At 54.3% G+C, this 20717-nt stretch carries 26 protein-coding genes and 2 tRNA genes; 12 read left to right on the forward strand and 16 right to left on the reverse strand.

Annotation, left to right across the window (positions count from 1 at the left end):
* The first annotated feature begins 100 nt into the window (after positions 1 to 100).
* The 6 genes from D620_RS0104665 to D620_RS0104690 all read left to right on the forward strand — a co-directional run bounded on the left by D620_RS0104665 (position 101) and on the right by D620_RS0104690 (position 3357).
* Entirely contained in the window at positions 101 to 703 is a 603-nt protein-coding gene (locus D620_RS0104665) for a hypothetical protein (protein ID WP_017664631.1), read from the forward strand.
* Positions 704 to 728: 25 nt separating this feature from the next.
* Positions 729 to 1085 (forward strand): hypothetical protein, encoded by a 357-nt coding sequence (locus D620_RS0104670; RefSeq protein WP_017664632.1) that lies wholly within the window; start codon positions 729 to 731, stop codon positions 1083 to 1085.
* Between the two features lie 15 nt (positions 1086 to 1100).
* Entirely contained in the window at positions 1101 to 1595 is a 495-nt protein-coding gene (locus D620_RS15710; RefSeq protein WP_155799988.1) for a hypothetical protein, read from the forward strand.
* A 46-nt stretch (positions 1596 to 1641) separates the two neighbouring features.
* Positions 1642 to 2064, forward strand: a complete 423-nt coding sequence (locus tag D620_RS15715) for a JAB domain-containing protein (RefSeq protein ID WP_017664634.1) — start codon at positions 1642 to 1644, stop codon at positions 2062 to 2064.
* Positions 2061 to 2447 carry a winged helix-turn-helix domain-containing protein gene (locus D620_RS0104685; RefSeq protein ID WP_017664635.1) on the forward strand — a complete coding sequence of 129 codons (387 nt, stop codon included), beginning with the start codon at positions 2061 to 2063 and terminating at the stop codon, positions 2445 to 2447. Before D620_RS15715 ends, D620_RS0104685 begins: the two co-directional genes overlap by 4 nt.
* Positions 2448 to 2535: 88 nt before the next feature.
* A complete protein-coding gene (locus D620_RS0104690) occupies positions 2536 to 3357 on the forward strand; it encodes a crotonase/enoyl-CoA hydratase family protein (RefSeq protein ID WP_017664636.1) in 822 nt (273 codons plus the stop codon).
* Between the two features lie 33 nt (positions 3358 to 3390).
* Here D620_RS0104690 and D620_RS0104695 read toward each other — a convergent pair whose 3' ends face one another.
* Together D620_RS0104695 and D620_RS0104700 are read right to left on the reverse strand one after the other, a co-directional pair.
* On the reverse strand, positions 3391 to 4776 hold the full coding sequence (locus D620_RS0104695; protein ID WP_017664637.1) for a 50S ribosomal protein L11 methyltransferase: 1386 nt from the start codon (positions 4774 to 4776) through the stop codon (positions 3391 to 3393).
* 139 nt (positions 4777 to 4915) lie between these two features.
* The gene (locus tag D620_RS0104700) at positions 4916 to 5695 is read right to left on the reverse strand and encodes an acyl-CoA thioesterase (protein WP_017664638.1); all 780 of its coding nucleotides are present in this window, start codon (positions 5693 to 5695) and stop codon (positions 4916 to 4918) included.
* A 138-nt stretch (positions 5696 to 5833) separates the two neighbouring features.
* Between D620_RS0104700 and D620_RS0104705 the strand changes: the two genes are divergently transcribed.
* From D620_RS0104705 to D620_RS0104715, 3 genes are all read left to right on the forward strand, one after another.
* Positions 5834 to 5907, forward strand: a tRNA-Cys gene (locus D620_RS0104705).
* Between the two features lie 190 nt (positions 5908 to 6097).
* The gene (locus D620_RS14695) at positions 6098 to 7435 is read left to right on the forward strand and encodes a phage integrase SAM-like domain-containing protein (protein WP_155799990.1); all 1338 of its coding nucleotides are present in this window, start codon (positions 6098 to 6100) and stop codon (positions 7433 to 7435) included.
* A gap of 59 nt (positions 7436 to 7494) precedes the next feature.
* Positions 7495 to 7570 (forward strand) — tRNA-Thr (locus tag D620_RS0104715).
* 130 nt (positions 7571 to 7700) lie between these two features.
* Here the strand turns inward: D620_RS0104715 and D620_RS16550 are convergent.
* A complete protein-coding gene (locus D620_RS16550; protein ID WP_033376167.1) occupies positions 7701 to 8114 on the reverse strand; it encodes a DUF6641 family protein in 414 nt (137 codons plus the stop codon).
* A gap of 165 nt (positions 8115 to 8279) precedes the next feature.
* Between D620_RS16550 and D620_RS16255 the strand changes: the two genes are divergently transcribed.
* Both D620_RS16255 and D620_RS0104730 read left to right on the forward strand, forming a co-directional pair.
* Positions 8280 to 10016 (forward strand): hypothetical protein, encoded by a 1737-nt coding sequence (locus D620_RS16255; protein WP_155799991.1) that lies wholly within the window; start codon positions 8280 to 8282, stop codon positions 10014 to 10016.
* Positions 9961 to 11355, forward strand: coding sequence for a hypothetical protein (locus tag D620_RS0104730; RefSeq protein ID WP_196795250.1), 1395 nt, complete (start codon positions 9961 to 9963; stop codon positions 11353 to 11355). Before D620_RS16255 ends, D620_RS0104730 begins: the two co-directional genes overlap by 56 nt.
* 19 nt (positions 11356 to 11374) lie before the next feature.
* Here the strand turns inward: D620_RS0104730 and D620_RS16930 are convergent, their stop codons facing one another.
* The 5 genes from D620_RS16930 to D620_RS0104740 all read right to left on the reverse strand — a co-directional run bounded on the left by D620_RS16930 (position 11375) and on the right by D620_RS0104740 (position 14780).
* Positions 11375 to 11683 (reverse strand): DUF1488 family protein, encoded by a 309-nt coding sequence (locus tag D620_RS16930; protein ID WP_081596522.1) that lies wholly within the window; start codon positions 11681 to 11683, stop codon positions 11375 to 11377.
* A gap of 43 nt (positions 11684 to 11726) precedes the next feature.
* Positions 11727 to 12032: a DUF6626 family protein gene (locus D620_RS16260; protein WP_155799994.1), complete on the reverse strand. Its 306-nt coding sequence runs from the start codon at positions 12030 to 12032 to the stop codon at positions 11727 to 11729.
* A gap of 587 nt (positions 12033 to 12619) precedes the next feature.
* Positions 12620 to 13114 carry a hypothetical protein gene (locus tag D620_RS16265; protein ID WP_155799995.1) on the reverse strand — a complete coding sequence of 165 codons (495 nt, stop codon included), beginning with the start codon at positions 13112 to 13114 and terminating at the stop codon, positions 12620 to 12622.
* A gap of 17 nt (positions 13115 to 13131) precedes the next feature.
* On the reverse strand, positions 13132 to 13713 hold the full coding sequence (locus D620_RS0104735) for a recombinase family protein (protein WP_017664643.1): 582 nt from the start codon (positions 13711 to 13713) through the stop codon (positions 13132 to 13134).
* Between the two features lie 137 nt (positions 13714 to 13850).
* Positions 13851 to 14780: a hypothetical protein gene (locus D620_RS0104740; protein ID WP_155799996.1), complete on the reverse strand. Its 930-nt coding sequence runs from the start codon at positions 14778 to 14780 to the stop codon at positions 13851 to 13853.
* A gap of 77 nt (positions 14781 to 14857) precedes the next feature.
* Between D620_RS0104740 and D620_RS16270 the strand changes: the two genes are divergently transcribed.
* A complete protein-coding gene (locus tag D620_RS16270) occupies positions 14858 to 15028 on the forward strand; it encodes a hypothetical protein (protein ID WP_017664645.1) in 171 nt (56 codons plus the stop codon).
* Here D620_RS16270 and D620_RS16275 read toward each other — a convergent pair whose 3' ends face one another.
* The 8 genes from D620_RS16275 to D620_RS16305 all read right to left on the reverse strand — a co-directional run bounded on the left by D620_RS16275 (position 15029) and on the right by D620_RS16305 (position 20053).
* Complete coding sequence (locus D620_RS16275) at positions 15029 to 15226, reverse strand: hypothetical protein (protein WP_196795251.1); 198 nt, start codon at positions 15224 to 15226, stop codon at positions 15029 to 15031.
* Between the two features lie 3 nt (positions 15227 to 15229).
* Entirely contained in the window at positions 15230 to 15709 is a 480-nt protein-coding gene (locus D620_RS16280; protein ID WP_155799998.1) for a hypothetical protein, read from the reverse strand.
* Complete coding sequence (locus tag D620_RS15950) at positions 15699 to 17552, reverse strand: DUF2779 domain-containing protein (protein WP_155799999.1); 1854 nt, start codon at positions 17550 to 17552, stop codon at positions 15699 to 15701. Before D620_RS15950 ends, D620_RS16280 begins: the two co-directional genes overlap by 11 nt.
* 92 nt (positions 17553 to 17644) lie before the next feature.
* Positions 17645 to 18103, reverse strand: a complete 459-nt coding sequence (locus tag D620_RS16285) for a hypothetical protein (protein ID WP_155800001.1) — start codon at positions 18101 to 18103, stop codon at positions 17645 to 17647.
* Between the two features lie 78 nt (positions 18104 to 18181).
* Entirely contained in the window at positions 18182 to 18562 is a 381-nt protein-coding gene (locus D620_RS16290) for a hypothetical protein (RefSeq protein WP_155800003.1), read from the reverse strand.
* Between the two features lie 4 nt (positions 18563 to 18566).
* The gene (locus tag D620_RS16295; protein ID WP_155800005.1) at positions 18567 to 18893 is read right to left on the reverse strand and encodes a hypothetical protein; all 327 of its coding nucleotides are present in this window, start codon (positions 18891 to 18893) and stop codon (positions 18567 to 18569) included.
* 7 nt (positions 18894 to 18900) lie between these two features.
* Positions 18901 to 19344: a hypothetical protein gene (locus D620_RS16300; RefSeq protein WP_155800007.1), complete on the reverse strand. Its 444-nt coding sequence runs from the start codon at positions 19342 to 19344 to the stop codon at positions 18901 to 18903.
* A gap of 262 nt (positions 19345 to 19606) precedes the next feature.
* Positions 19607 to 20053: a hypothetical protein gene (locus D620_RS16305; RefSeq protein ID WP_155800009.1), complete on the reverse strand. Its 447-nt coding sequence runs from the start codon at positions 20051 to 20053 to the stop codon at positions 19607 to 19609.
* Positions 20054 to 20717: the final 664 nt, after the last annotated feature.

A 20717-nucleotide genomic window follows, 5' to 3' on the forward strand; every position in this document is an offset into this window, starting at 1 on the left:
GCAATTTTCAATGCTTTCTCGTCCAAAGCAGAAAAATATTTCTGTCCGGTTTGCGTTAGTTTGCGGGTAAACGTGTGCTGAAGTTCGCAAGGAGAGGACAATGGCGTCCGGAGCCGCGAAGCGGCTGACCGACAGACAGCGCGCCGTCATGGAACGGATCGACCGGCGCGTCCCGATCAAGGTGATCGCTACCGAGCTCGGGGTGTCCGAGACCCGGATAAACCAGCATATCCGCGCGCTGAAGGACTTCTACGACGCCGTCAGCCTTGGCGAGCTGGTCGAGAACTACCGTGCCACGCTGAGCCCCGAAGCGGCCGAGGCAGCGGCGGAAAACGACCTCGGGACGTCTGCGGATAGAGGATTGCTCAAGCCCTTCAGCGAACCTGTATACACAAATTCTCAGATTAACCGGCCGGCTGATCTGGCTGATTTCGGTGACCGGGATGATCCGGGCCGCCTGGTCCTCAGCGATGCGATGCCTCTCATAAAGCAGGCACCATGGCTGAAGCCGGGCGAACCGCGGGTGGTCCCCGGAGTGCTCGATGGTGAGCATGCCGTCCTGATGCGAATGGGGGCGATCGTCGGGATCGCCGCGGGCATTCTGGCATCGGTGATCCTAGTGATCACAGCCGCGATGACCCTCAGCCAGGCGACGGAAGGCAAGGCTTACACCTCCGTGGAAACCAACGCCGCTTCCGGTTGAGCACCGGCAGCGCTGGAGACCGACGATGGACAATCGTATAGTCGCTGATGCACGCAATCTGAAGAAGCTGATCCGTGAAGCCGAAGCCCTTGCCGACGAAGCGATCATGTCGATGGCGCGGCTCAAGCAGGCGATGCTTGCCGCCCGGCAGAACCCGATGGTCGAAGTCAACACCGGACAGCGCGCGCTGCTGCGCCTGACCGAGGCCGAAAGCTACGCCCTTTCCATGTCGACCAACCTGCTGCGGGTGCACGATGAACTGAGCAAGGTCGCCCGCGTCCACGCCGGCGGCGATCCGGGCTACGAAACCAAGATCCCCGAAACCGATCTTGGCGCTGCCCCGGCCCGCCAGCTGCGCGAACAGGAGCCGCTTCAGGCCTGACGCATGGAAGATCTGGTGCATTTCTACAATGATTACCGGGTCCCTGCACAGCACCTGATCGCGCTCCTGCTCGCAGGAGCGATCTGGCGCCGCGGCGGGGACCCGGAACGCTGGCTGATCGCCACCTTCCTCGGCACCATGGTGGTGCCGGTCTGGATCCAGTGGCTGCTGGATCCGGCCCTGTCGATTTCGGGGCCGGTCATGCAGCTCCGCCTGGTGGTCGACGTGGTTGCCGCCATCGTGTTCACCGCCATCGCGCTCCGGGCCAACCGCAATTATCCGTTGTGGATCGCGGGCTTCCAGCTCGTCGCGCTTGGCGGCTATCTCGTGAACCTGATCGCCGTGGAGGTCTCGCCGCTGGCGGTTGTGATCCTCATGGTCGGGCCGTCCTATTGCCAGTTGCTGGTGCTGCTCGGCGGCTTTGTCCGGCACCTGCGGCGCGAGCGTCGCTACGGCGCCTACCGCGCATGGCGCATCGTGCCGCCGGCCATCGGAGGGTTGACGGTATGACCGCCGGCCCGAACCAGGCAACCGCCAGACAATCCGGGCTGCGGCGATGCTGACCCATGCCCTGTCCCGCGGCGGCGAGAGCGCGCTCACGCAGGATCAGCGCGCGGCAGCGATGATCGCCTACCTGCGCAGCCTCGTGCTCGCCCCGCCCGCCCGTTACGAGCGCGGGCACGCGATCTTCGTCGACCAGCACAGCGCCTGGCTCGGCGATGCGCCCTGCGGGATCGGGACGATGACGACCCTTGCGATCCGGATGCGCGCCCTGCTCGGCGATGCGCTGCGCCATGATGCGGCCGGAATCATCCTCGCCCACAGCCACCCCTCGGGCCACTGCCGCCCGAGCGGATGCGACATCGCCACCACCCGCCGCCTCGCCAATGTTGCCCGGACGCTCGACATCCAGCTGATCGATCACCTGATCTTCACCACCGATGCGGTGTATTCGATGCGTGCAGGGGGGCTGCTGTGAACGCGCCGCTCTCATCGGGCCACTTCCCCGACAACGACATGAGCGGTCCGCGCTTCCGCGAGGCGGGGGAAATGGTGCTCGACCAGTTCCATCGTGACGGGCGGGTCGATGCCCAGTGGCTGGGCCTCCACCCGCGCGAATTCGCGCTGCTGTGGCGCCTTGCCGAGCAGCCGGGCGCGCGCATGTCCAGCCAGCAACTGCGCACCGAGGCCTTCTGCATCATGATCGACCCCGAGCCCGAGGGCATTTCCGCCGATATCGCGCGCCTGAAGGGCAAGCTCGCCGCAGCGGGCGCCGGCCACCTCATCTGCACCGACGGCGATGGCCGGTTCTTCCTCGAGGTGCCGCCCGACCACGGCCTCTCGCGCCTCGCCTCGGGCTGACGCGCACCGCGGGTCAGGGCCACTGGACAGCCGCGGGGCGATCGGTCAATCTTGGCTGCAAACACAAGCCCGCGAGGATCCGCCTGCCATGTCCGCCACCACCGCCACCACGCTCGCCAATGACCGCGTCTCGATCACTCTGGACGAGGACGGCGTCGCCGACGTCCGCCTCGTGCGGGCGGAGAAGATGAACGCGCTCGACCCGGAGATGTTCGAACGCATCATCGAAGCGGGCCAGGCGCTCGGCCGGATGAAGGGCCTGCGCGCGGTGGTGCTGTCGGGAGAGGGCCGCGCGTTCTGCGCCGGGCTCGACCTCTCCAACTTCTCGAGGCGCCCTCCCGAGGACGAGCCCGCCCTGACCGAACGCACCTACGGCAATTCCAACCGCCCGCAGCAGGTGGCGATGCAGTGGAGGAAGCTGCCCGTGCCGGTGATCGCGGCGATCCACGGGGTGTGCTTCGGCGGGGGCCTCCAGATCGCGAGCGGGGCCGACATCCGCATCGTCCACCCCGAAACGCGGCTTGCGATCATGGAGATGAAGTGGGGTCTGGTGCCCGATATGGGCGGCTATGTCCTGTGGCGAGGCCTGGTGCGTGACGATGTGCTGCGCGAGCTCGTCTACACCAACCGCGAATTCAACGGGGGCGAGGCGCAGGCGCTGGGCCTTGCGACCTATGTCGACGCTGCCCCGCGCGATCGCGCCTTCGCCATCGCCCGCCAGATCGCACTGAAGAACCCCCATGCGATCCGTGCCGCCAAGCGCCTCCAGGCCGGCATGTGGGATCAGGATGTCAATGCCATCCTGATGGAGGAAAGCATCGAGCAGCACGCGATCATGCGCACCCGCAACCAGGTCGAGGCGGTGATGGCCGAGATGGAACGGCGCAAGCCCGACTTCGAAGACGTCTGACCCCGCGCAGCCCCCCGCGCGCGAGCGGCGGCGTCAGGCGACCATCGGCTGCGCGCGCGCCGAGGCCACTTCGAGCGGGCGGATGATCAGCGTCGTGCGGTCATGCCCCACCGCCAGATGCAGCACAGCGCCCGCTTCCACTGCCAGCGGCTCGGGGAAGGTGTGCAGCACCTGCAACCAGCCGCCATCGGTGTAGCCATCGGGGTGATTGTCGAAGGTGATCCCCTCGGCAAGGTCGACCTCCATCCACTGGACGATCCCCTCGGCAACGCCGTCCTGCGTGACGCGGATGCTGAGCAGTTGGACATCGCCCGGGTGGGACTTGCGCGTCAGGTCGATGCGCAGCAATTCGACATCGCCCGAAAGGCGCTTCCAGTCGGTCATTGTGCCATGGATCGGCAGCTTCTGCGCCGCCAGCGCGCCGAAGCGCGACACGTCGAAACCCGACACGGTGCCGACGAACACATAATCGGCCAGCACCGCGCTCTCGACAAGGCAGCCGATCGCTGCGGCAGCGCGCGGGATGATGATCGCATCGGGTTTCAGCAGCCGCGCATGGGCATCCTCGAAGGTGTCGATGACGCGCTCGGTCAAGAGGTCGCTCGAGAGGATTTCCGAGACGAGAATGTCGGCTCTCCCGTCAAGATGCTCGCCCACCTCGAGGGCGCTCGAGGCCGCGGTGTGGACGGCGATGCGGCCCGCATAGCCGTTGTCGGCGATGATCCGCCGCGCCGTTTCGGCAATCACCGGCACCATCTCGCAGGCCGTCACCGAAAGCGCCCCGGCACGCGCGGCCATCATCGACAAGAGCCCGCTCCCTGTGCCGATATCGAGCACCCGCGCCCCGGGTCCGGCGGCCGCGATCGCGGCGCTGATCGCCGCCTCGAAGGCATCGTTGCGCCGCGCGTCATTGAGCATCGGGATATGCCAGAACGGCACCAGCTCGGCGTTCAACCGGCGGATCTGGTGTTCGATGTGGAGATTGCTCGGCTGCATGGCGCGCGCACGGGTGAACTGCTCGAGCGCCTCGTGCTTGCGCCCCGCATCGGCGAGCGTCACGGCGAGGTTGTTGGCCGCGACCGCGTTCTCCGGGTCAGCCGCGCACGCCGCCTCGAGCGCGGCGATGGCAGGCGCGAAGCGGCCATTGCGCGCGTGGATCAGCCCCTGTTCGTGATGCGCGACAGCATGGCCGGGATCGCGCGCAAGCACCTCTTCCCATATCGCCAGCGCTTCGTCATCCGCCCCGCGCTGGCCGAGAATCCCGGCGAGCACCGGCAGCACCTCGGCCACCCGGTAACCGTGCTCGATAACCATGCGGTAGCGCGCCTCGGCTGCGGCAAGATTGCCTGCCGACTGCAACAGCAGCGCCTCCTTGAGCATGGTGCGGGCAAAGGTGGTGGTGTCGGCAGTGTCGGTCATGGCTCCCCTCTCGCGGAATGCGTTGCGGTGGGGAGAGGGTATTAACCTTCCGCGTTAATTGTCCGCCCGCGGCCGCTAAGAGGTTTTCCGTGAGGCGAGCGGTGGCGGACCTTGCCGGACACCGCCCCGGCCGGTGTGCTCAGCCAAAAACGGCGACGCATTGCATCCCGTCGAGCACCTGCCTGCCGTCCGCGTCCCACAGCCGCAGCCGTTCCGAGGAATAGCCGGCCTCGGCATGCTGGCTGGCGTTTTCGGCCAGATACCAGCCATCCCGCGAGCGGCTTTCCGGATCGAGCACGTTGAACGACCAGTTGATCGAGCTGATCGGACCCTGGCGCTGCATCGCCCGCATCGCGCCGGGCGGCATGACATCGCCCATCAGCACCAGCTTGGAGACCGGATCGAGCGTGTGGTCCTCGGCCAGCCGCGCCCAGCGCCGCACTGTCGCACCGCGCTCGGTGTCTTTGGTCTGGCCGTGGCGCAGTTCGAAATTTTTCGCGACGAAAGCCGGGGCGAAGGCGTGGGTGACCTCGGCGCAATCCTCGGGCGCACCCGGCCAGTCCTCGGGCGGGGCCGAAGGGTGGACGGCATTGGCCTCGCGCCCCTCGCCGAACAGCCAGAACGCGCTGAGCGCGACGCGGCCATCGGCGATGATCTGGCTGCGGACCTGCGTCACGTTGCGGCCCTGGCGGACGATCTCGGCGGCAAGTTCGATCTCCTCGCCGACCGGGGCGACGAAAGCGACCTGGCCTGCGCGCAAGGGGGGCAGGCCCGGAAAGGCGCGCACCGCCATGGTATAGGCCACCAGCGCCGAGGCGCCGCCGTAGAGCGTGCGCCCCTGCATCCAGTCGGCGGCATGGACAAGCGAGGCGGGGCCGGGCTGGCCGGTGACGGGTTCGAGGAGGCTGGCGATGGTCATGCCTGCTGCCATGACGCGCCCCGGCCCCCGCGTCCAGACTGACGTTAGGGAAGGCCCGGCCGCCATTCTCACATTGCCAAGCGCCCCCCGAATCGCTAGTGCGCCGCTTCCGTCCGGGGCATCGTCCCCGGAAGGCTCGGCCCGATGGCGGAGTGGTGACGCAGCGGACTGCAAATCCGTATACGCCGGTTCGATTCCGGCTCGGGCCTCCACATCTTTTTGCGATTGCGAACCTGCGGCCATCAGCCTAGTTCGCGCAAACCGGAAATGCCGCTTTAGCTCAGTCGGTAGAGCACATCATTCGTAATGTGTTGGCGAAACCTCAAAAAATCGCAGAAAACCAATTATTACAGTGGATTGAGTGGCCTTGCTGTAGTATAGTTTTTCCTATACAACAGCATCATGTCTCAAGCTGCTAAGAAGCCTGCGAAAAGTCGTGTTAACACGACCAAGCGACACCGCACTCAGCCCATCCCCAGTTCGCTGCAAAAGGTGTCGGGCTATGGGACTCTCACGATCTATCAGATGGAAGCATCGCCGTTCTGGTATGCGCGGTATTACGAAGACGGAAAAATCGTGCGGCGCAGCTTGAAGGTCGCGGACAAAAAGGAAGCGATCAAAGCAGCGAAAAAGGTCTTCGTGGACCTCAAGCATCGCAAGATGAACAATCTGCCCTTCACGAAAGCCAGCGGCTTTGAAGTGTGCGCTCGTGGGCTGCTCAAGGAAAACGAAGCCCGCGCTGCACGTGGGGAACTGTCAAAGCAGAAGATTCAATACGACACGGCACGGCTGGAATCAGACCTGCTACCGCACTTCGGAAAGTATGAAGTGGCAGACGTGGATTACGGGGTGATCAGCAGCTACATCAACGGCCTGAGCAAGCCAGATCGGCCGCTGAGTATCAATTCGCTCAAGATCCATCTCTCGCACATCAAGACGATCCTGAAATACGCTCAACGCATGGGCGTGATCACATCGCTTCCCGCGTTCCCCAAGCTCAAGACAGTGGACAATGCGCGGTCGTGGTTCAACAGCGGCGAATATGGGGCGCTGCACTCAGTGTGCAGAGCGAACATCGGCAAGTCGGTCACGGTCAGGGCGAAAGACGGCAAGTTCTTGCGGAACGTGATGATCACGCAGGAGCTCTACGATCTTGTGATCTTCATGCACAACTCGTTCATCAGACCAACGGACGTGAAGGTTTTGCAGCACAAGCATGTGGCGGTGATACGCGGGAAAGAGACGTATCTGCGTCTGACCCACCCACCCACGAAGAACCATGCTAGCCCCGTCGTCACGCTTGAGATGGCTGTTGAGGTCTATGACAGACTGCTTGAGCGTCAGAAGAAGGAAGGGTTTGGCAAACCAGACGACTACCTGTTCCAGCCTGAGCAGAAGAACCGTGACTACGCACTGCGGAACCTGTCACGGCAGTTTGATCAGCTACTGAGGCTAGCAAATCTGAAGGAAGCTGCTGGGGGTGAGAGTCGCACTCTCTACAGCCTGCGTCACACTTGCATCATGAATCGGCTGATCAAGGGCGATAACATCAGTTTGCTGACGCTGGCTCGCAGTGCGCGGACTTCGGTTGAGATGATTGACCGATTCTACGCCAAGCACCTGACTGCTGAGATGAACATTGAGCAGCTCCAGAGCAACCGATTTGACCGTGACGATGACGCGGTAAAACCTTCAAAACCCGCTAAATCTCGGCAAACGGCACCGCGTAAGAAAAAATGACAGGCCATTGCCTGTGAGGGCTAGAAAAATCAGAGCGATCAAGCTAGATGCCCCTCGTTGCCGCTTTAGCTCAGCTGGTAGAGCATCGCATTCGTAATGCGGGGGCCACAGGTTCAAGTCCTGTAAGCGGCACCATTAATCCCCGAAAATCAGTAACTTTTCACTGATGGTGCTCAACTGATCAGTTGTATAGCTGTGTCTCATTCAAGACGGCATCAGGGAGAGCATCGCTCCCCCTGATTAGCATTTAGAAGCAATGTCAGTTCTAGCGTTTGATGCACGAAGTGATCGCTGCATCAAGCTCACCAGCAGCGGTAGCGGCATAGATCGCCTGCAGCGCAGCAGGCACATCGGAAAGCTGTTTCACAAAGACAGCATTACCATCCTTGCTCAATGCAAGTGCCTTAGCACCATACTTGCATTGCACGTAGAATCCACCGTCTTGTGCGAAGAACCACAAGCGCACCACCTTCTGTCGCTGCACACGCACCTTCTCGCCAGCTTCGTTTTTGCCCCAGCGAGACAGTGTGACCGTGTATTCTTGACCACGCATCGCAGCATCAGCGACCTGCAACTGCTCTTCAATGCCAGCAAGCAGCTTGTTGCGACGGGCTTCAATAGGGCTGAGCTTGGTCTGACGAGAAACGGTCTTGATGGTCAGTTTTGCAAGGGGCGACATATTCACATTCTCCTTTTTCCTAGAATGCGAATCTGAATCCTTGCCTCTGATATTCCTACCGAATTCCAGCCATTGAAGCGGTCCTTACTTAAAACTTTTAAGTTCGCACGATGCTGTTGCAACGGCGATATCGGATGGTAGCTTGCATTCGCGGAAGGGGGCGCAATGGCAAACGAGCAGGAACTGAGTCAGCAGCTTCAAGCGTTACAAGACAGGGCTGAGCAACAGCATAATCTTGCCGAAAGCTCCCGCGAACTCCTGCATCGCAATCTTGCTGAGACTTATTTCTGGTGGCGTGAGGCTCGCAACGAAGCTGGCTATCTTGATCGCCTCTATGCCGAAAACAACATCACCTATCGCAACACAGGAAATCGCTATAATTTCAGCCCTGTCGTTCGCCTAGCTTTCCCACGCATTCGCACAAATGATGTGACGGTTCACAATTACAGCAAGGCGTTGTGGGCAATTGACAATGAGTATGACGCTCACCGTCAACGTTACGATAACCCGTCAAAAATCAACGTGATCAAGGCCTTCATTCACGAGAATGGGGGCGTTGATGGATTGAAAGAGCTGGTGCGTGACGCAGTAGATGGCGAACCAGACTTAAGTGCAGCGATCAGCAAGAAGGCTACAAAATCCAAAGCTCTTAGTGAGGATGCTGCGCTTCTGAAGCGTTCTGAAGAGCGCAAAATCCTTAAGAATAAGACGCACCTGCTGAAAGCGTCCAAAGGCTTTGCAACAGTTGATGCTGGTGCGTTAGCGGCAACGAGTGATGATCTTGTCGTGCTACTGGCTAAGCGTAGCAAGCGGACGGGCAAAATTACGCTGATTGCCTCCACCACAGATGCCGAAATCGTTGAAGCAGTTGTCAATGAATGCGGTGAGCTTGATCTGAGCAACACGCCGCCAATCCTGCGACTGCTCATTGAGTGCCTTCGCCCGCACATTGTCCCGCATCTGATCCACAAGCTCGGACTGCGCGGTAAGTTCTATGATGAGCATAAGATCGGTTGGGACGACATTGCCGACAAGGCGATCATGCGACCTGAAAGGGTGCGCTTGGTTATCAGGGCAGATGGGTCAATCTTAGTCAGCAAGATTCTGAGTGATGCCAGCCTGACGACCGTCTCAACGCCAAAAAATCCGATCGCAGTGCCATGCGACATTCTGCTTCGCGGCAATGATCGCAACTGGATTGAAACCGTCTTGATGAATGAAGCGCAGCTACCACTGATTAGCTGCGAACCGAGCGACACTCTTGCAGATGCTGACGAGGACAAGAGTGCCATCAAGCAGTTGAAGCTGGTCAGTCAGTCCTCAGGCCACACAAGGAACATCTACTTTTACGAAACGGACCTGATCAAAGATGCTCATAGCTATCAGCCGATGCTCGTTGACGATGCCATTGGCTACGCATGGGAGATTAAGGCGAAAAAGAAGTTCATTGATCGGTTCTACAGGCAGTCAGTTCAGGCGTGGCTGAATGGCTATGGGAAGCACTTTAGACACAAGAAGGCATCTCGGATTGGCTTCATAGTCGGAGCTGATCATCTAGAGCTTCAATCCCATTTTGAGAGCAGCGACACACCTGGCGTGAACGAAGATGGATTCACGCACTACGGAGATGACTGCAAAACGCTTGTGCAACGTGATGCGGTCATCACGCTGGAGCCAGCGATGAAGCACAAAACCATCGTAGCTCCATTGGATATCATTGAGCTTTTCACGATGTTGGCGAAGGCGCAGACGGTCGGTGATGAGGTCATAATCAGGGGTAACGATCTTGTTCTGAACGTCAGCTACGAGACTGCGACCGCAACCCACGAAGCATACATTCCTGCGCTTGATGAGCGCGGAAATCGCAACGATGCGTTGTTTGTTAGATACAACGATGCGTGATCTAACTGACCGATACGAGAAGTATGCCGTCTACCTGCCATCGTTGCAGCAGCACTACGCTGAGTTTGCCACGAAGGATCGCGGCGATGTTCGTCAAGGCCGCATACCGCGTAATTTTCGCCCTAACGACTTAGACTTTCTATCGCCAGACAGTCGGCTGTGGTCATGCAAATATGCGCTCTACAGCTCAGGGCAGTTTGAGAAGGCATTCGTCACAACTGACGACATGGTGATCAATCGCAAACGTGAGGGGGTCATCGTCGTTGGCGACAGCGGTGGCTATCAACTCGGCTCAGGTGCGATCAAGAGCAAGCGGGAGAAGGAAGCGATCTATCGCTACGCTGAATCGCCGCAGGATTTCTATGCAAACTGGTTCATGACAGGATACCGCGAACGGGTTCTGAACTGGCTAGACGCATACACCGACTATGCGATGACATTGGATCTTCCTCTCTGGGCTAGCACGGAAGCGAAACCCACGAGCACCAGCCCCATTCGCAATCTCAGCATCAAGCAGTTGATTGATCTTAGCGTTGATAACCTGCGCTATTTTCAAGAGAACAGGGCAAGGAATTTCAGCGGAGAAGGCACGAAGTTTCTCAATGTCATTCAGGACATTGAGCAGGTAGGCGCTGGCGATCTGTGGTATGATGCGGTCAAAGATTTTGAGTTTGAAGGCTGGGCATTTGGTGGCAGATCATCGTTGCTCAGGAACATGCTCAGACGGCTCAGGACCATGCTGGATGAGGATAAGCTGAAACGCACAGAGGTCATTCACCTGCTAGCTAAGTCTCCCCCCATTCAATCCGTCATCTACACCGCGATCCAACAAGCAGTGTCCAAAGCTGCTGATCGTCCCATTCGCTTCACGTATGACAGCAGCTCACCGCATCGTGCATCGGGTATGAGCAGAGCGATTTATCACAAGCCAGACCTTACGAGCGATCTGCGCTCATGGAGAATGCCGTCACGACAAATTCCGCAAAACATGCAGGTTGCACGTGGAAACGTCAGAGTGGACTTGCCTGAATTTTCGCCGCTCTCACGCATTTTCAACGTAAATCACATTGTTTTTCATAAACAAGCGAACAGGTTTGGCCGAGTTGATAATCTCGGCGAACACCTGATGACCAATCACAACATCTACACTTTCCATGCGACTGCGCTGGAAGCGTGTGATCTGGTTTTCGGTGCAAAGCCTGACGGCAGCAGAGTGCCATTAGTTTTGCAGGAGCTAGTCAGCTTCGTGAACGTGTTTTTTGAGAACGGCGGATCAGAGCAGCTAATTTCGGACAATGCGAAATTGCTGGATGTTTTTGATCCGCCGCCCAAACCGTAAAACTTTGTAAAGTCTGATGCTAAGATACGTCAGCAGTTTGCACCAATATGCTGCCGTCGGGTTCAAACCAGTTTGCTCGTGCTTTGCGTTCTGCGACGGTGGCAATCTTACTGATGTTGCTGCGATATGCCTCAATCAGTTGCTCGGCTTGTGAATGTGATGATCGGGTAAGATCGTTCAGAGCCTCACGAGATACAGCGCAGTTGACCCTTTTCCCGTCAAGCGTCGCCCAAACAAGACAGCTTCGCGGCTCGGATCGTGCCGCACATAATCTTGGTCTAACTGGAATGACATTCCGCGCTCCACTGAACTTTTGCCTCAGACACATATAGGTCTGCAAAAGCGCATTTGCATCGCCAGCCCAGAGCAAATTACACCAGCTCCAGTTCAACTGCTTCTTGATTGACTAGCTGGTGGCAGCGTTCGCTAAGTTCAAGAAAGCGAATGCCTACGTGGCGATGGCTTGGGGATGACATAATCTGCTCGCCAGCCTTCTGAAGTCTGCTTGCACAAATTGCGACAACGCCCATGCTCGGCTCAGTGCGTTTGAAGCGCAGACCACGATAATAGCTATCGCACTGCCCAAGCCATCCCTCAGAGAACTCGCTTTCGCTATCAACAATTCCACGCTGTTTCAAAAAATCAAATATCTCCAAAATTACTGTATTTTTCTTCATTTATGTTTCCCTGTGATAAATAAACTTATCAGAAGATCATCTGATTAGTATTTATCTGTGAGACAGAGGGATGGGTCAGTAACCTAGTCACATTCTCTCTGTTAAATCATAGGGCTCTATTGTTGCGTTGAGGTAGCCAGCTTGCTGTAGCCATCAGAACTCGCAGCCCAGTAAGCGTGATCACAGACACGCAATACGACAAGCAAAGCCGCAACTGGCTTGTAAAACATTATGTGGTAGAGCAAGATATGAGACTGTAAAAACAGTAACTTGTATGCGTCTTATGGGTGAATGATTGGTTCCTAAGGCGTTGCGTTGCGAACAACTCACCGCACGTAAAGGTAACAGCGTAACCTTATCTCCCATTCAGTTTTTAGCTGAAAGGTTGTGTGCAATCATAGGCTAAACGACTCAACGAAAAGTACGGAAGTCTCAGTGAGGCGGAAGCCTCACTGTGGCATAGATCTAACGAAATGTACCAACCCAATAAAATCAAAATCGCTGATGCAGGTGTGAGCAGAGCGAAGCGATGTGAAGCACGGTAGAAAGCGAATGTGGAACAGCGAAGCTGGAACGCATTGAATGATTCAAAACAGGCGTTTGTCAGCAGAATATGCAAGCGATAAGAATGTAGGAACAGATATCCCGTTTATGCACAAAACCAAAAAGAACTCTTTGCTTATAAAGAAATTAAACTGCTCCAGAGGGTCATCTGGGAATATTACATCGTACACGATAAAGCCTGACGCAATGCTGCATATTGCACAGATAACTGCTCCAAAAATCCTTATCTTTTGAAAAAAATTATCAAATTTCAATTCTGGATCAATGTCGGCGAAACTCAGTTCAGGTTTTCCATCAATATTAGGCTTCAAACTTGATAAAAAGTAACTTCCCGAAATGGCAGCAATCGCAAGCAAAGAATACCCGAGGTAAGGCATTCCGAGTCCAGCAGCTTCCCTTACATCACCCATTTCAATCTCGTATGAAATCGGTCGGTAGAGGACTCCAACCCAAAGCCAGAAAAAACTATAGAACCTGCAAAAATCCCATAATGCATGATTGAATTTTCTCTCTCTCATGCCCCCTCCGAATCTTCTTATATATTGGACGCTAATGCAGAATATACCGTGTTTGGGCTGACTTTCACCTCTTTGCAGATAGCACGGATAGAAGCCCCATTGCGCTTCATCCATTGAATTTTTGCGATCTGCGCTTCCGTCGTGGGCTTGCGACCGAAGCGCACTCCCCGCTCTTTCGCTTTCCTGATCCCGACAATCTGACGCTCTTTGCGGATCGTGTTTTCAAACTCGCTGAAGATCCCCAAAAACTGGAAAAACATGGACCCCATCGCAGTGCTGGTATCAATGGCCTGCTTGTAGCTGAAGATATCAATCTTGCTGTCTTTCAACTCGGTCAGCACCAGGACGAGATTTCGCATTGAGCGCCCCAAGCGATCAACGGACCACACAACCACTTTCTCAAAGCGACGGAGCTTGGCGTCGTGCATCATGCGCTTCAGCTCTGGGCGATCTTCAGTCGCTTTTGTCCCGCTGATCTTCTCGCTGTATACCTCAACGACCTCCCAACCCGATCGTTCAGCGAGAGCATTCAGTTCCTCAAGCTGGCCTTCGTAATTCTGATCTGTCGTTGACACTCGTGCGTAGATCGCCACCTTCATCTCAAAAGCCCCGTTATCCTAAGTGTAGAAATAATAGCGTATAGCCAGCCACTTAGGACCGAAAGCCTTGCGTCACCTCAGGCCGAGAATTTGGGGATTTTTGGAGGGACTAAAAAATAACGGCAATGCAGCACTGGTCATTTGCGCGGGTGAGCGCACATCGGTTTGACGCTGCAAAGCTGACAGGTCGGAAATGTCTCTGTGCAAATCGTTCTGACGAACCCATTCACCTCGTCAGGCTCCTGCCCTAGCTTTACGATCATAAAATCTAGCAAGCGCAGTGAGATTCCAGCTTCATCAGCGATCCGACGGCATGCGTCTTGTAATGCCCAGTTGAACTCAGGGATTGCCCCGAGATTTGTAGCCCTCGTTGTCGTCACTGGTTTGTTCAAGATGTAGGTCTTGTCTCCCTTCTTATAGCGATCAATCAGCCCGATCTGGATTGCAATGCGATTCACGACCCGATCTGGCTTGACGACAGGAAATCCCAGCTCGGTCATCAGATGGAATGTCGTCACCTCGCCAAATTTCAAAAGATCGTTGAGACGCTTATGAATGATCTTCAGTGATGCAATGTCACTCGTATCTTCAATGTTGCGACAGACCCATTGAATGATCGTTTTGTCGGGGTGTTGCCGCATTGTGGCAGTGACATTGTTCGCTGCGACAATGACGGTCGTCAGGTTGTCAGCGTGCCTGAAGCAGTCCTCGTCATCCATGAACTCCTCAAACCGCTCGCGGCCAGGGTTCCATGCCGCAGAATTCAACTCTGTTCTGTCACCAAGGTAGGAGTCCAGCATATAATCATTTCGGGCCTCAACGGCACTCGCAAGGTGTCCCGCATAAAATGGCTTGGTAGCAGCGGTACGCCAGAACGTGTCATCGGACATGTTGCGATCAAATTTCAGCGCATCCATTTCGGCGAAAACGGCTTCAAGCTGAGCGCATCGGTTTGTAACGATTTCGGGGCTGACTTCCCGCTCAGTCCGTGACCGCGAAGTCGCTCGTTCCAGCAACGTTTTCCGCAATACTGCTACAAACTCTTTTGCCTTGCCCTGCTCAATCATGCGCTTGCCCCCTGACTGCTTTTCCTGAGTGTGGCTCGGCTTTATGAAACTTAAAAGTTTTAAGTTTCAGGAGCGGAATGATGACGCAAGCAAGACAGTGGTGGATTTTGGTTCGCTACAAGGATGAGGCAGGAGCAGGCTTCGGGAAGCAGTATGTCACAGCGACCAACGCTTATGAGGCAATTCAGATGGCGAAGGCTTTATATGGGAAGCTGCTCATTTCCGAGAGTGCTGCGCCAGCGCTGTAATCACCCTTGCAAAATATCAATCAATGCGCCTGTCTTGTCGTCAACGGCGCGGGCTTTTCTAGACTTTGAAGCGAGTTGCGTCTTCAAAGCTCTCTGCAGAGCTAACTTGATAGATGTGTCTGTAGCCGACACGGTTTGAAAACGCTGCCATCGCCCAAACTGGTCCTGGACTTCAATCCGCGCCGTTTTGCTCATCAAATGTCACCCTAGCTCCAGTGAAAAACTGTTTTGCAACCAGAGATGCTGAAGAAACTCTCTCTCGGCTTTGCCATGTCTCCATGCAAACCCACTTGTGCGAAATAGACCAAGCTCAGATTCAATCTTTATGAAATTAATTGATGATATATTTTTATTCTCAGATGACAAAGATAAAATTGTGAAATCTCTTGACCAATAAAAATCCCACCATTCTTCAATATCCATATATCGTTTTAGCATTTCATTATGCGTTTCAATTCTATTAAATAAATGAGATCTGTTTATCTTAATGCCATCTCTAATCCACCCATTTTCTTTAAAAGCCATAAGGGCGTTAGGAGTTATTCCTTCAACTCTCCAGCAAAACGGATTTTGACTAAACAATTCAGTTATCATCCGATGTTTTATCTTATTTGATGAAATCATATTATTTATTTGAAGAAAATCATGATATAGAAGCTCAATAATTTTTTTATCTAGCATGGCCGAATTCCTCAATATAAAATGATCTCTGAATCCAGCTCTCTGCGATCATTGCCATCGCTAGTGTGTCCAACTCGCAGTATCGCTTGAGACTGGCTTCAACAGCGTCACGCTGCCTTTGGCGCAAATCTGGATCTTGAAGCTGACCGTATGCCATGGCAGCCTCACCGCCCTCTGCAATCCCACCAGCATCGGAGATTTGAGAGGCAAGTCCACGCAGAATCTTGTAGGGATCTTTGGGTTTTCCGTCTTGATCTGCTTGCCACCACGCAATTCCGTCATAGTTCTTGCTAGGGATGCCATCTTGAGCGCCATAGATCGGCTTGGAGTATCGCTCCCTGAGATAAGCTGAGCTGGAAAGCGCGGCAGGTAGCACTTGCTTGATTGAATTGCCGCCTTTGGTCGCGGGATGAAAATAACCTTCTTCGGCGATTTTTTTCAGATCAACCATCTGTCGGTCGCCGCCTTTCACCAAGCGACCTATGAAATCGCTCAGTTCTTCCGCATCAGCAGGAGCGTCATCACGAGAATGAAGCTGTTTGTGGATGTGCTCCAGGATCGTGTTTTCATGTGCGGCCCAGCAGAACACGGTGCCGTCGTCGGCCTCTAATGCGTGCTTGAGAGCTCGGACGAATTCAAAGTTTGGAAACTGTCCTACCCGAGCGAGGAGAAACTCATCAGCATGGCGAAGCTTGCCATCGCTCTCCAGAATATGATGGGAGAACTGAAAGGCGACGCTTTCAAAAGGCTTCATTCCAATATGGAACGGCAGAGCAGGAGCACAGGTCTCAAAGTCAATGAAGTGCAGAGGATAGCGCCAGCTCTCCATCTGCCGCGACATGTAGCTCTCATGGATGAAATAGCCGCGCTTCATGTGGGGCGCGGGTAGACCGTTGATCTGAAACCACTGACGTTCGGATGGGCTCAAACGATCAGCAAGCGGCGCATAGCCAATGTCTTCCTGCGTGACGCCGCTGAGAGCGCGCTTGCCACTTTGGATGAGGCGCTCTTTTCCGCGAAAGTTCCAGAGATCAAGAACCGTAGCTTCTGGAAAGTCATCATCAGACCATCCGTTGGCCTCCTTCCAGCATTCATGAAAGCCGCTGCTTAAGGAGCTACCTTTCTCGGCTTTGAACTCGCATGATGCGCAGTGGCTGCCTATCGGGGCTTCAATGACCTCTCCGCTCACATATGCCTGCGCCCATCTCTCAGCCACATTAGGCAAAAGCCCCTCGCCACCAGGAAATCTGATCGGTTCATTCAGGATGGTTTCAACATACTGATCAACGGGTATTTTGCTTAGCAGAGATTTCTCAAAGCCAATGCCCGCTGCCTCGCTGCGAGGCACAACCCGTTTACCGTCTGAACCAATTGGGAAAAGCTGGTTCATCTGATCAAGCGTCGCAGCACGGGCCTTGTCGGGCATCATCAGATAGCTGCGGATCTCTGCGTCTGGAAAACACAGGCGCAGAACATAGGTCTGGAAGGCTATGTCTTGGAGATATGGAAGGTAGGCAGCTGATGGCTTGCCATTGACCCCTAACGATGCGGGCTTACTGGAATCATAGGATTTTGCTTTGACCTCTATGATTTCAAGGCTGTTACCTCGCTTTATCAGGATATCGCATCTGATCAGAAACTGCCCGTGCGTGAAGGCGGGCTCAAAAATCGTTACCTCGTCGTTACGCAGCAACTCGCCAGTTTTGGCTAGCGCAGCAGACGGAAGGACGCCTTCTAGGTCTATCCCGTCAGGGAAAAGCTGCTTGGCTAAAGCGCCAACCTGAAAGCCTGATGCAGCGAGTGATTTCAAAAATGCATTTTCGGCACTGGCATCTTTATACAAGTCGCTGCCCGCGTAAGACAGCTTACGCGGGCAAGTGACAGATAAAGTGAAAAGCGACTTTGTTATCACTATTTTACGAAACTTATTATAAATCAGGAAAGCTTAAACAGACCGATGTCACGCCAATGTTCGGGGTTTTCTTTATCATATCCTTGAATATATGATGAAAAACCCCTATAACTCCCGCCAAGATATTCAACTCCGAGAATCTTTAGCTTATTTTTCTGATTTAAGTACGCTTCGGCGCCAGATCTTATTTTTACAGAAAGGGACCCCTGAACTGATACAGACAAACCTGACCCATCTGCAATTAAATCTATATAAAAATTATCTTTTGATTTTTTGTCGCATTGTTTGAATTCAAACTTTACAGAATCATAGGGATCGTCTTCTTTATATGTAACAATAACAAGACACATCTGACCCTTATCTATATCGCTAAGATATTTTATTGCGTCTTCGCCTTTTAAAAAAACATCCTCAAAGTCCTCAGTCACCCAAAAGCCATCGGTTTTGAAGTGCTCATCTAACTCAATTGAAAGTTTGGCCATTTAGGTATCCTCTGTCTGTGGTATTATGATCGGTCAAAACCTCGCACTCCGCATTGATGCATTAGCATCATAAGCCAGTCAAGAATTGACATTTTTTCGGTTATGAGGATGATGTTGCGGCATAGAAAACGCAAGAAAAGCCGACTGCACCTCGCCCGTTGAGCGGCAATGGGCAAGCTGCTCATTCGTCACACCAAGAATGCGCTCGGCTTCAGCAGTAGGCGGTCTTGACGGCCTCGCCCATTCGTCAAACACGTCATCTTCATCCCAGCGATTGACCGCATAGAAGTGAATGATTTCGCCCTTCTCAGGCGTGAGCGCACTCGTCTCAAGCTCAATGATCAGATCCCGTTTCAGGCCATGATTGCCCGCGAGATAGAGCTCCAACCCACCCTGCATGTAGAGTTCAAACAAGCTGTCATGCAGCAGCTTCTGGCTTTGGCTTAGCTTGTGATTCATCTGGCTATCGCCTTCGCCGCTTTGCGAAACGCAACCTCATCATTCTGCGCTGCGTGAAGGCGGGCTCAAAAATCGTTACCTCTTCGTTACGCAGCAACTCGCCAGTTTTAGCCAATGCAGGCTGTGGAAGGAGGCCGTCTAGGTCTATGCCATCAGGGAAAAGCTGCTTTGCTAACGCCCCGATCTGAAAGCCTGATGCAGCGAGTGATTTCAGAAATGAATTACTAGCACTGGCATCGTGATAATTCGGATTGCCCGCGTAGAAAAGTTTACGCGGGCAATCAATTCCACGTGCAAAGTCTGATTTGCTGAGTTTTTTCTTATATATCAAGATGTAACTACTTCAAACCTTTTATGTTCTTTGCAGTCTTGACGGGTATCAAATAGTTGGTCTCAGTTTGGGTTCCCCTAAACGATTTAACTTCGTATTCTTGAGATTCCAAACCCTCAATTGCGCCTTCAACATCGGAGGCGGAGCCAAAAACCCACTTTGATTTAGGATCAAGAAATTGATCTACATAATTGGACTTTACGTTAATTTTTGCGACAAAATCACAGTTTACAACGACTGTGTCTCCATTCGGCTCAATTTCCAGAGCTCCTTCCTGAATATTGTCGTCGGAGATCTCAAATTTAATACCGATGTTTGGAGTTTCAGGCTGAAAAATGTTGATTTCAAGAAACTTTCTATATGCTTTTTCTAGTTTTTTAGCAGGAGTGTCTTCACCTTCGCATCTTGCAATTATAAATTTAGAGGATGCAGCGATAAACATTGCAGGCATATTTCTCTCCTGTTTGGCTAATCAAAATGAAGGTGCCTAGCCTATTCCGCTGATAATCTAGCGGTTCGTTTTATGAACGTCAAGCCTTGACGTATTTTTGATTTTGTGAATTATATCTTCTCCAATTCTTACTGCCAAAAGCATGAACGCCGCGTGCCATCGTAGTCATGAGCGCCAGCGAGATAAAGTTCCAAGCCACCCAGCATGTAGAGTTCAAACAGACTGTCGTGCAGCAGCTTCTGGCTTTGGCTTAGCTTCTCGTTCATCTGGCGATTGCCTGTGCAGCTTTGCGAAACGCAACCTCATCATTCTGCGCTCCATAAACATACCCACGCAAAGCTCTTTGCTGATCAGCCAGCGATGGATCAGCCTGACGAATTCCCTGCTGAATTGACGAAAGCTCCTTAGAGCGTTCCTCAGCGTCTTTCTGGACGCTTGGGGTATCAGTGCTGCTTGCTGGACGCTTTCGCTGCTGAGGACCTTTCACAGGAGCGGATTTCGGCGGTTTCGTTTTACGGGGTTGCTTCTGGCTCGCTAACTGAACGCATCGTTGCTGAAAGACCGTCCCCAACTGCGATGTGCCAGCCAGCAATATGTCCATCGCCAGCTTCACTCTATCGCTGCCTGCCTCGCGAGCCATGGCCACCACTGCGATGACTGCCTCTCGCAGTAGCTCAATCTCATCATTTCCCTTTTTCTCAGTGCCCATCAGATACACCCTTTCTGATTATATTTATCGTGCGGGCATGGTAGCGCAGGGGGCAAGGAGCGAACTTAAAACTTTTAAGTTTGGTCGCTCTGACATGGGCCAGAAACGTTGAAAAACCTCGCTTTTTAGCGTAATGACTATACAACAAACTATACAACAATGCGGTCTAGAGCTTGGATTTGCGTTGTTTGTATGTCATTCGTAATGATGGGGTCACGTGTTCGAGTCACGTAAGCGGCACCACCTTTTTTCCGCACTTTCCCTAGGAAAATCATAGCCCCCCTGTGGAGGCCCTTGAGCTTGATGGGGCGGGTTTGCCTGCTGGAAGGGCGAAACCCACGGTGGACCCAAGGAATGGGGCAAAATCCGTCCAGTTTGTCGTAGTGATTCAATCTGTTGAAAGTGCCCTTCGGCTGGTCCGTCGCCCAAACAGGAAGGTTTGGTTCGTCCGTTGCAACCAGCCGCCAAAAAATGGGTCGAGCTTGGGTCAAACTTGGATCTGAAGGCCTGAGCACTATCTCGCTCCCCGGCGTGCGTTTCACGGCACGCTTTGGATCGTAGGGAGGTCAGGTATGGCAAGACCCCAGCTTCTCAGGGTTAGCGGTTGCGGTCGAAGCTGATCAGGCAGGTGCCGGTCACAGCATGCGCGGTCTCATGGAAGCCG

The sequence above is a fragment of the Porphyrobacter sp. AAP82 genome (genome assembly GCF_000331285.1).
Classification (GTDB): Bacteria; Pseudomonadota; Alphaproteobacteria; order Sphingomonadales; family Sphingomonadaceae; genus Erythrobacter.

Excerpts from the sequence above, each read along its gene's own strand:
- D620_RS16255 (WP_155799991.1), top strand. The coding sequence starts at position 8,280 with ATGGCAAACGAGCAGGAACTGAGTCAGCAGCTTCAAGCGTTACAAGAC.
- D620_RS0104695 (WP_017664637.1), bottom strand. The coding sequence starts at position 4,776 with ATGACCGACACTGCCGACACCACCACCTTTGCCCGCACCATGCTCAAG.
- D620_RS16930 (WP_081596522.1), bottom strand. The coding sequence starts at position 11,683 with ATGTGTCTGAGGCAAAAGTTCAGTGGAGCGCGGAATGTCATTCCAGTT.
- D620_RS15715 (WP_017664634.1), top strand. The coding sequence starts at position 1,642 with ATGCTGACCCATGCCCTGTCCCGCGGCGGCGAGAGCGCGCTCACGCAG.
- D620_RS16290 (WP_155800003.1), bottom strand. The coding sequence starts at position 18,562 with ATGAATCACAAGCTAAGCCAAAGCCAGAAGCTGCTGCATGACAGCTTG.
- D620_RS16270 (WP_017664645.1), top strand. The coding sequence starts at position 14,858 with ATGATGACGCAAGCAAGACAGTGGTGGATTTTGGTTCGCTACAAGGAT.
- D620_RS16280 (WP_155799998.1), bottom strand. The coding sequence starts at position 15,709 with ATGCTAGATAAAAAAATTATTGAGCTTCTATATCATGATTTTCTTCAA.
- D620_RS0104735 (WP_017664643.1), bottom strand. The coding sequence starts at position 13,713 with ATGAAGGTGGCGATCTACGCACGAGTGTCAACGACAGATCAGAATTAC.
- D620_RS0104665 (WP_017664631.1), top strand. The coding sequence starts at position 101 with ATGGCGTCCGGAGCCGCGAAGCGGCTGACCGACAGACAGCGCGCCGTC.
- D620_RS14695 (WP_155799990.1), top strand. The coding sequence starts at position 6,098 with ATGTCTCAAGCTGCTAAGAAGCCTGCGAAAAGTCGTGTTAACACGACC.
- D620_RS0104690 (WP_017664636.1), top strand. The coding sequence starts at position 2,536 with ATGTCCGCCACCACCGCCACCACGCTCGCCAATGACCGCGTCTCGATC.
- D620_RS0104740 (WP_155799996.1), bottom strand. The coding sequence starts at position 14,780 with ATGATTGAGCAGGGCAAGGCAAAAGAGTTTGTAGCAGTATTGCGGAAA.
- D620_RS16305 (WP_155800009.1), bottom strand. The coding sequence starts at position 20,053 with ATGGGCACTGAGAAAAAGGGAAATGATGAGATTGAGCTACTGCGAGAG.
- D620_RS16260 (WP_155799994.1), bottom strand. The coding sequence starts at position 12,032 with ATGAAGAAAAATACAGTAATTTTGGAGATATTTGATTTTTTGAAACAG.
- D620_RS16265 (WP_155799995.1), bottom strand. The coding sequence starts at position 13,114 with ATGAGAGAGAGAAAATTCAATCATGCATTATGGGATTTTTGCAGGTTC.
- D620_RS16300 (WP_155800007.1), bottom strand. The coding sequence starts at position 19,344 with ATGCCTGCAATGTTTATCGCTGCATCCTCTAAATTTATAATTGCAAGA.
- D620_RS0104700 (WP_017664638.1), bottom strand. The coding sequence starts at position 5,695 with ATGACCATCGCCAGCCTCCTCGAACCCGTCACCGGCCAGCCCGGCCCC.
- D620_RS0104670 (WP_017664632.1), top strand. The coding sequence starts at position 729 with ATGGACAATCGTATAGTCGCTGATGCACGCAATCTGAAGAAGCTGATC.
- D620_RS16285 (WP_155800001.1), bottom strand. The coding sequence starts at position 18,103 with ATGGCCAAACTTTCAATTGAGTTAGATGAGCACTTCAAAACCGATGGC.
- D620_RS16550 (WP_033376167.1), bottom strand. The coding sequence starts at position 8,114 with ATGTCGCCCCTTGCAAAACTGACCATCAAGACCGTTTCTCGTCAGACC.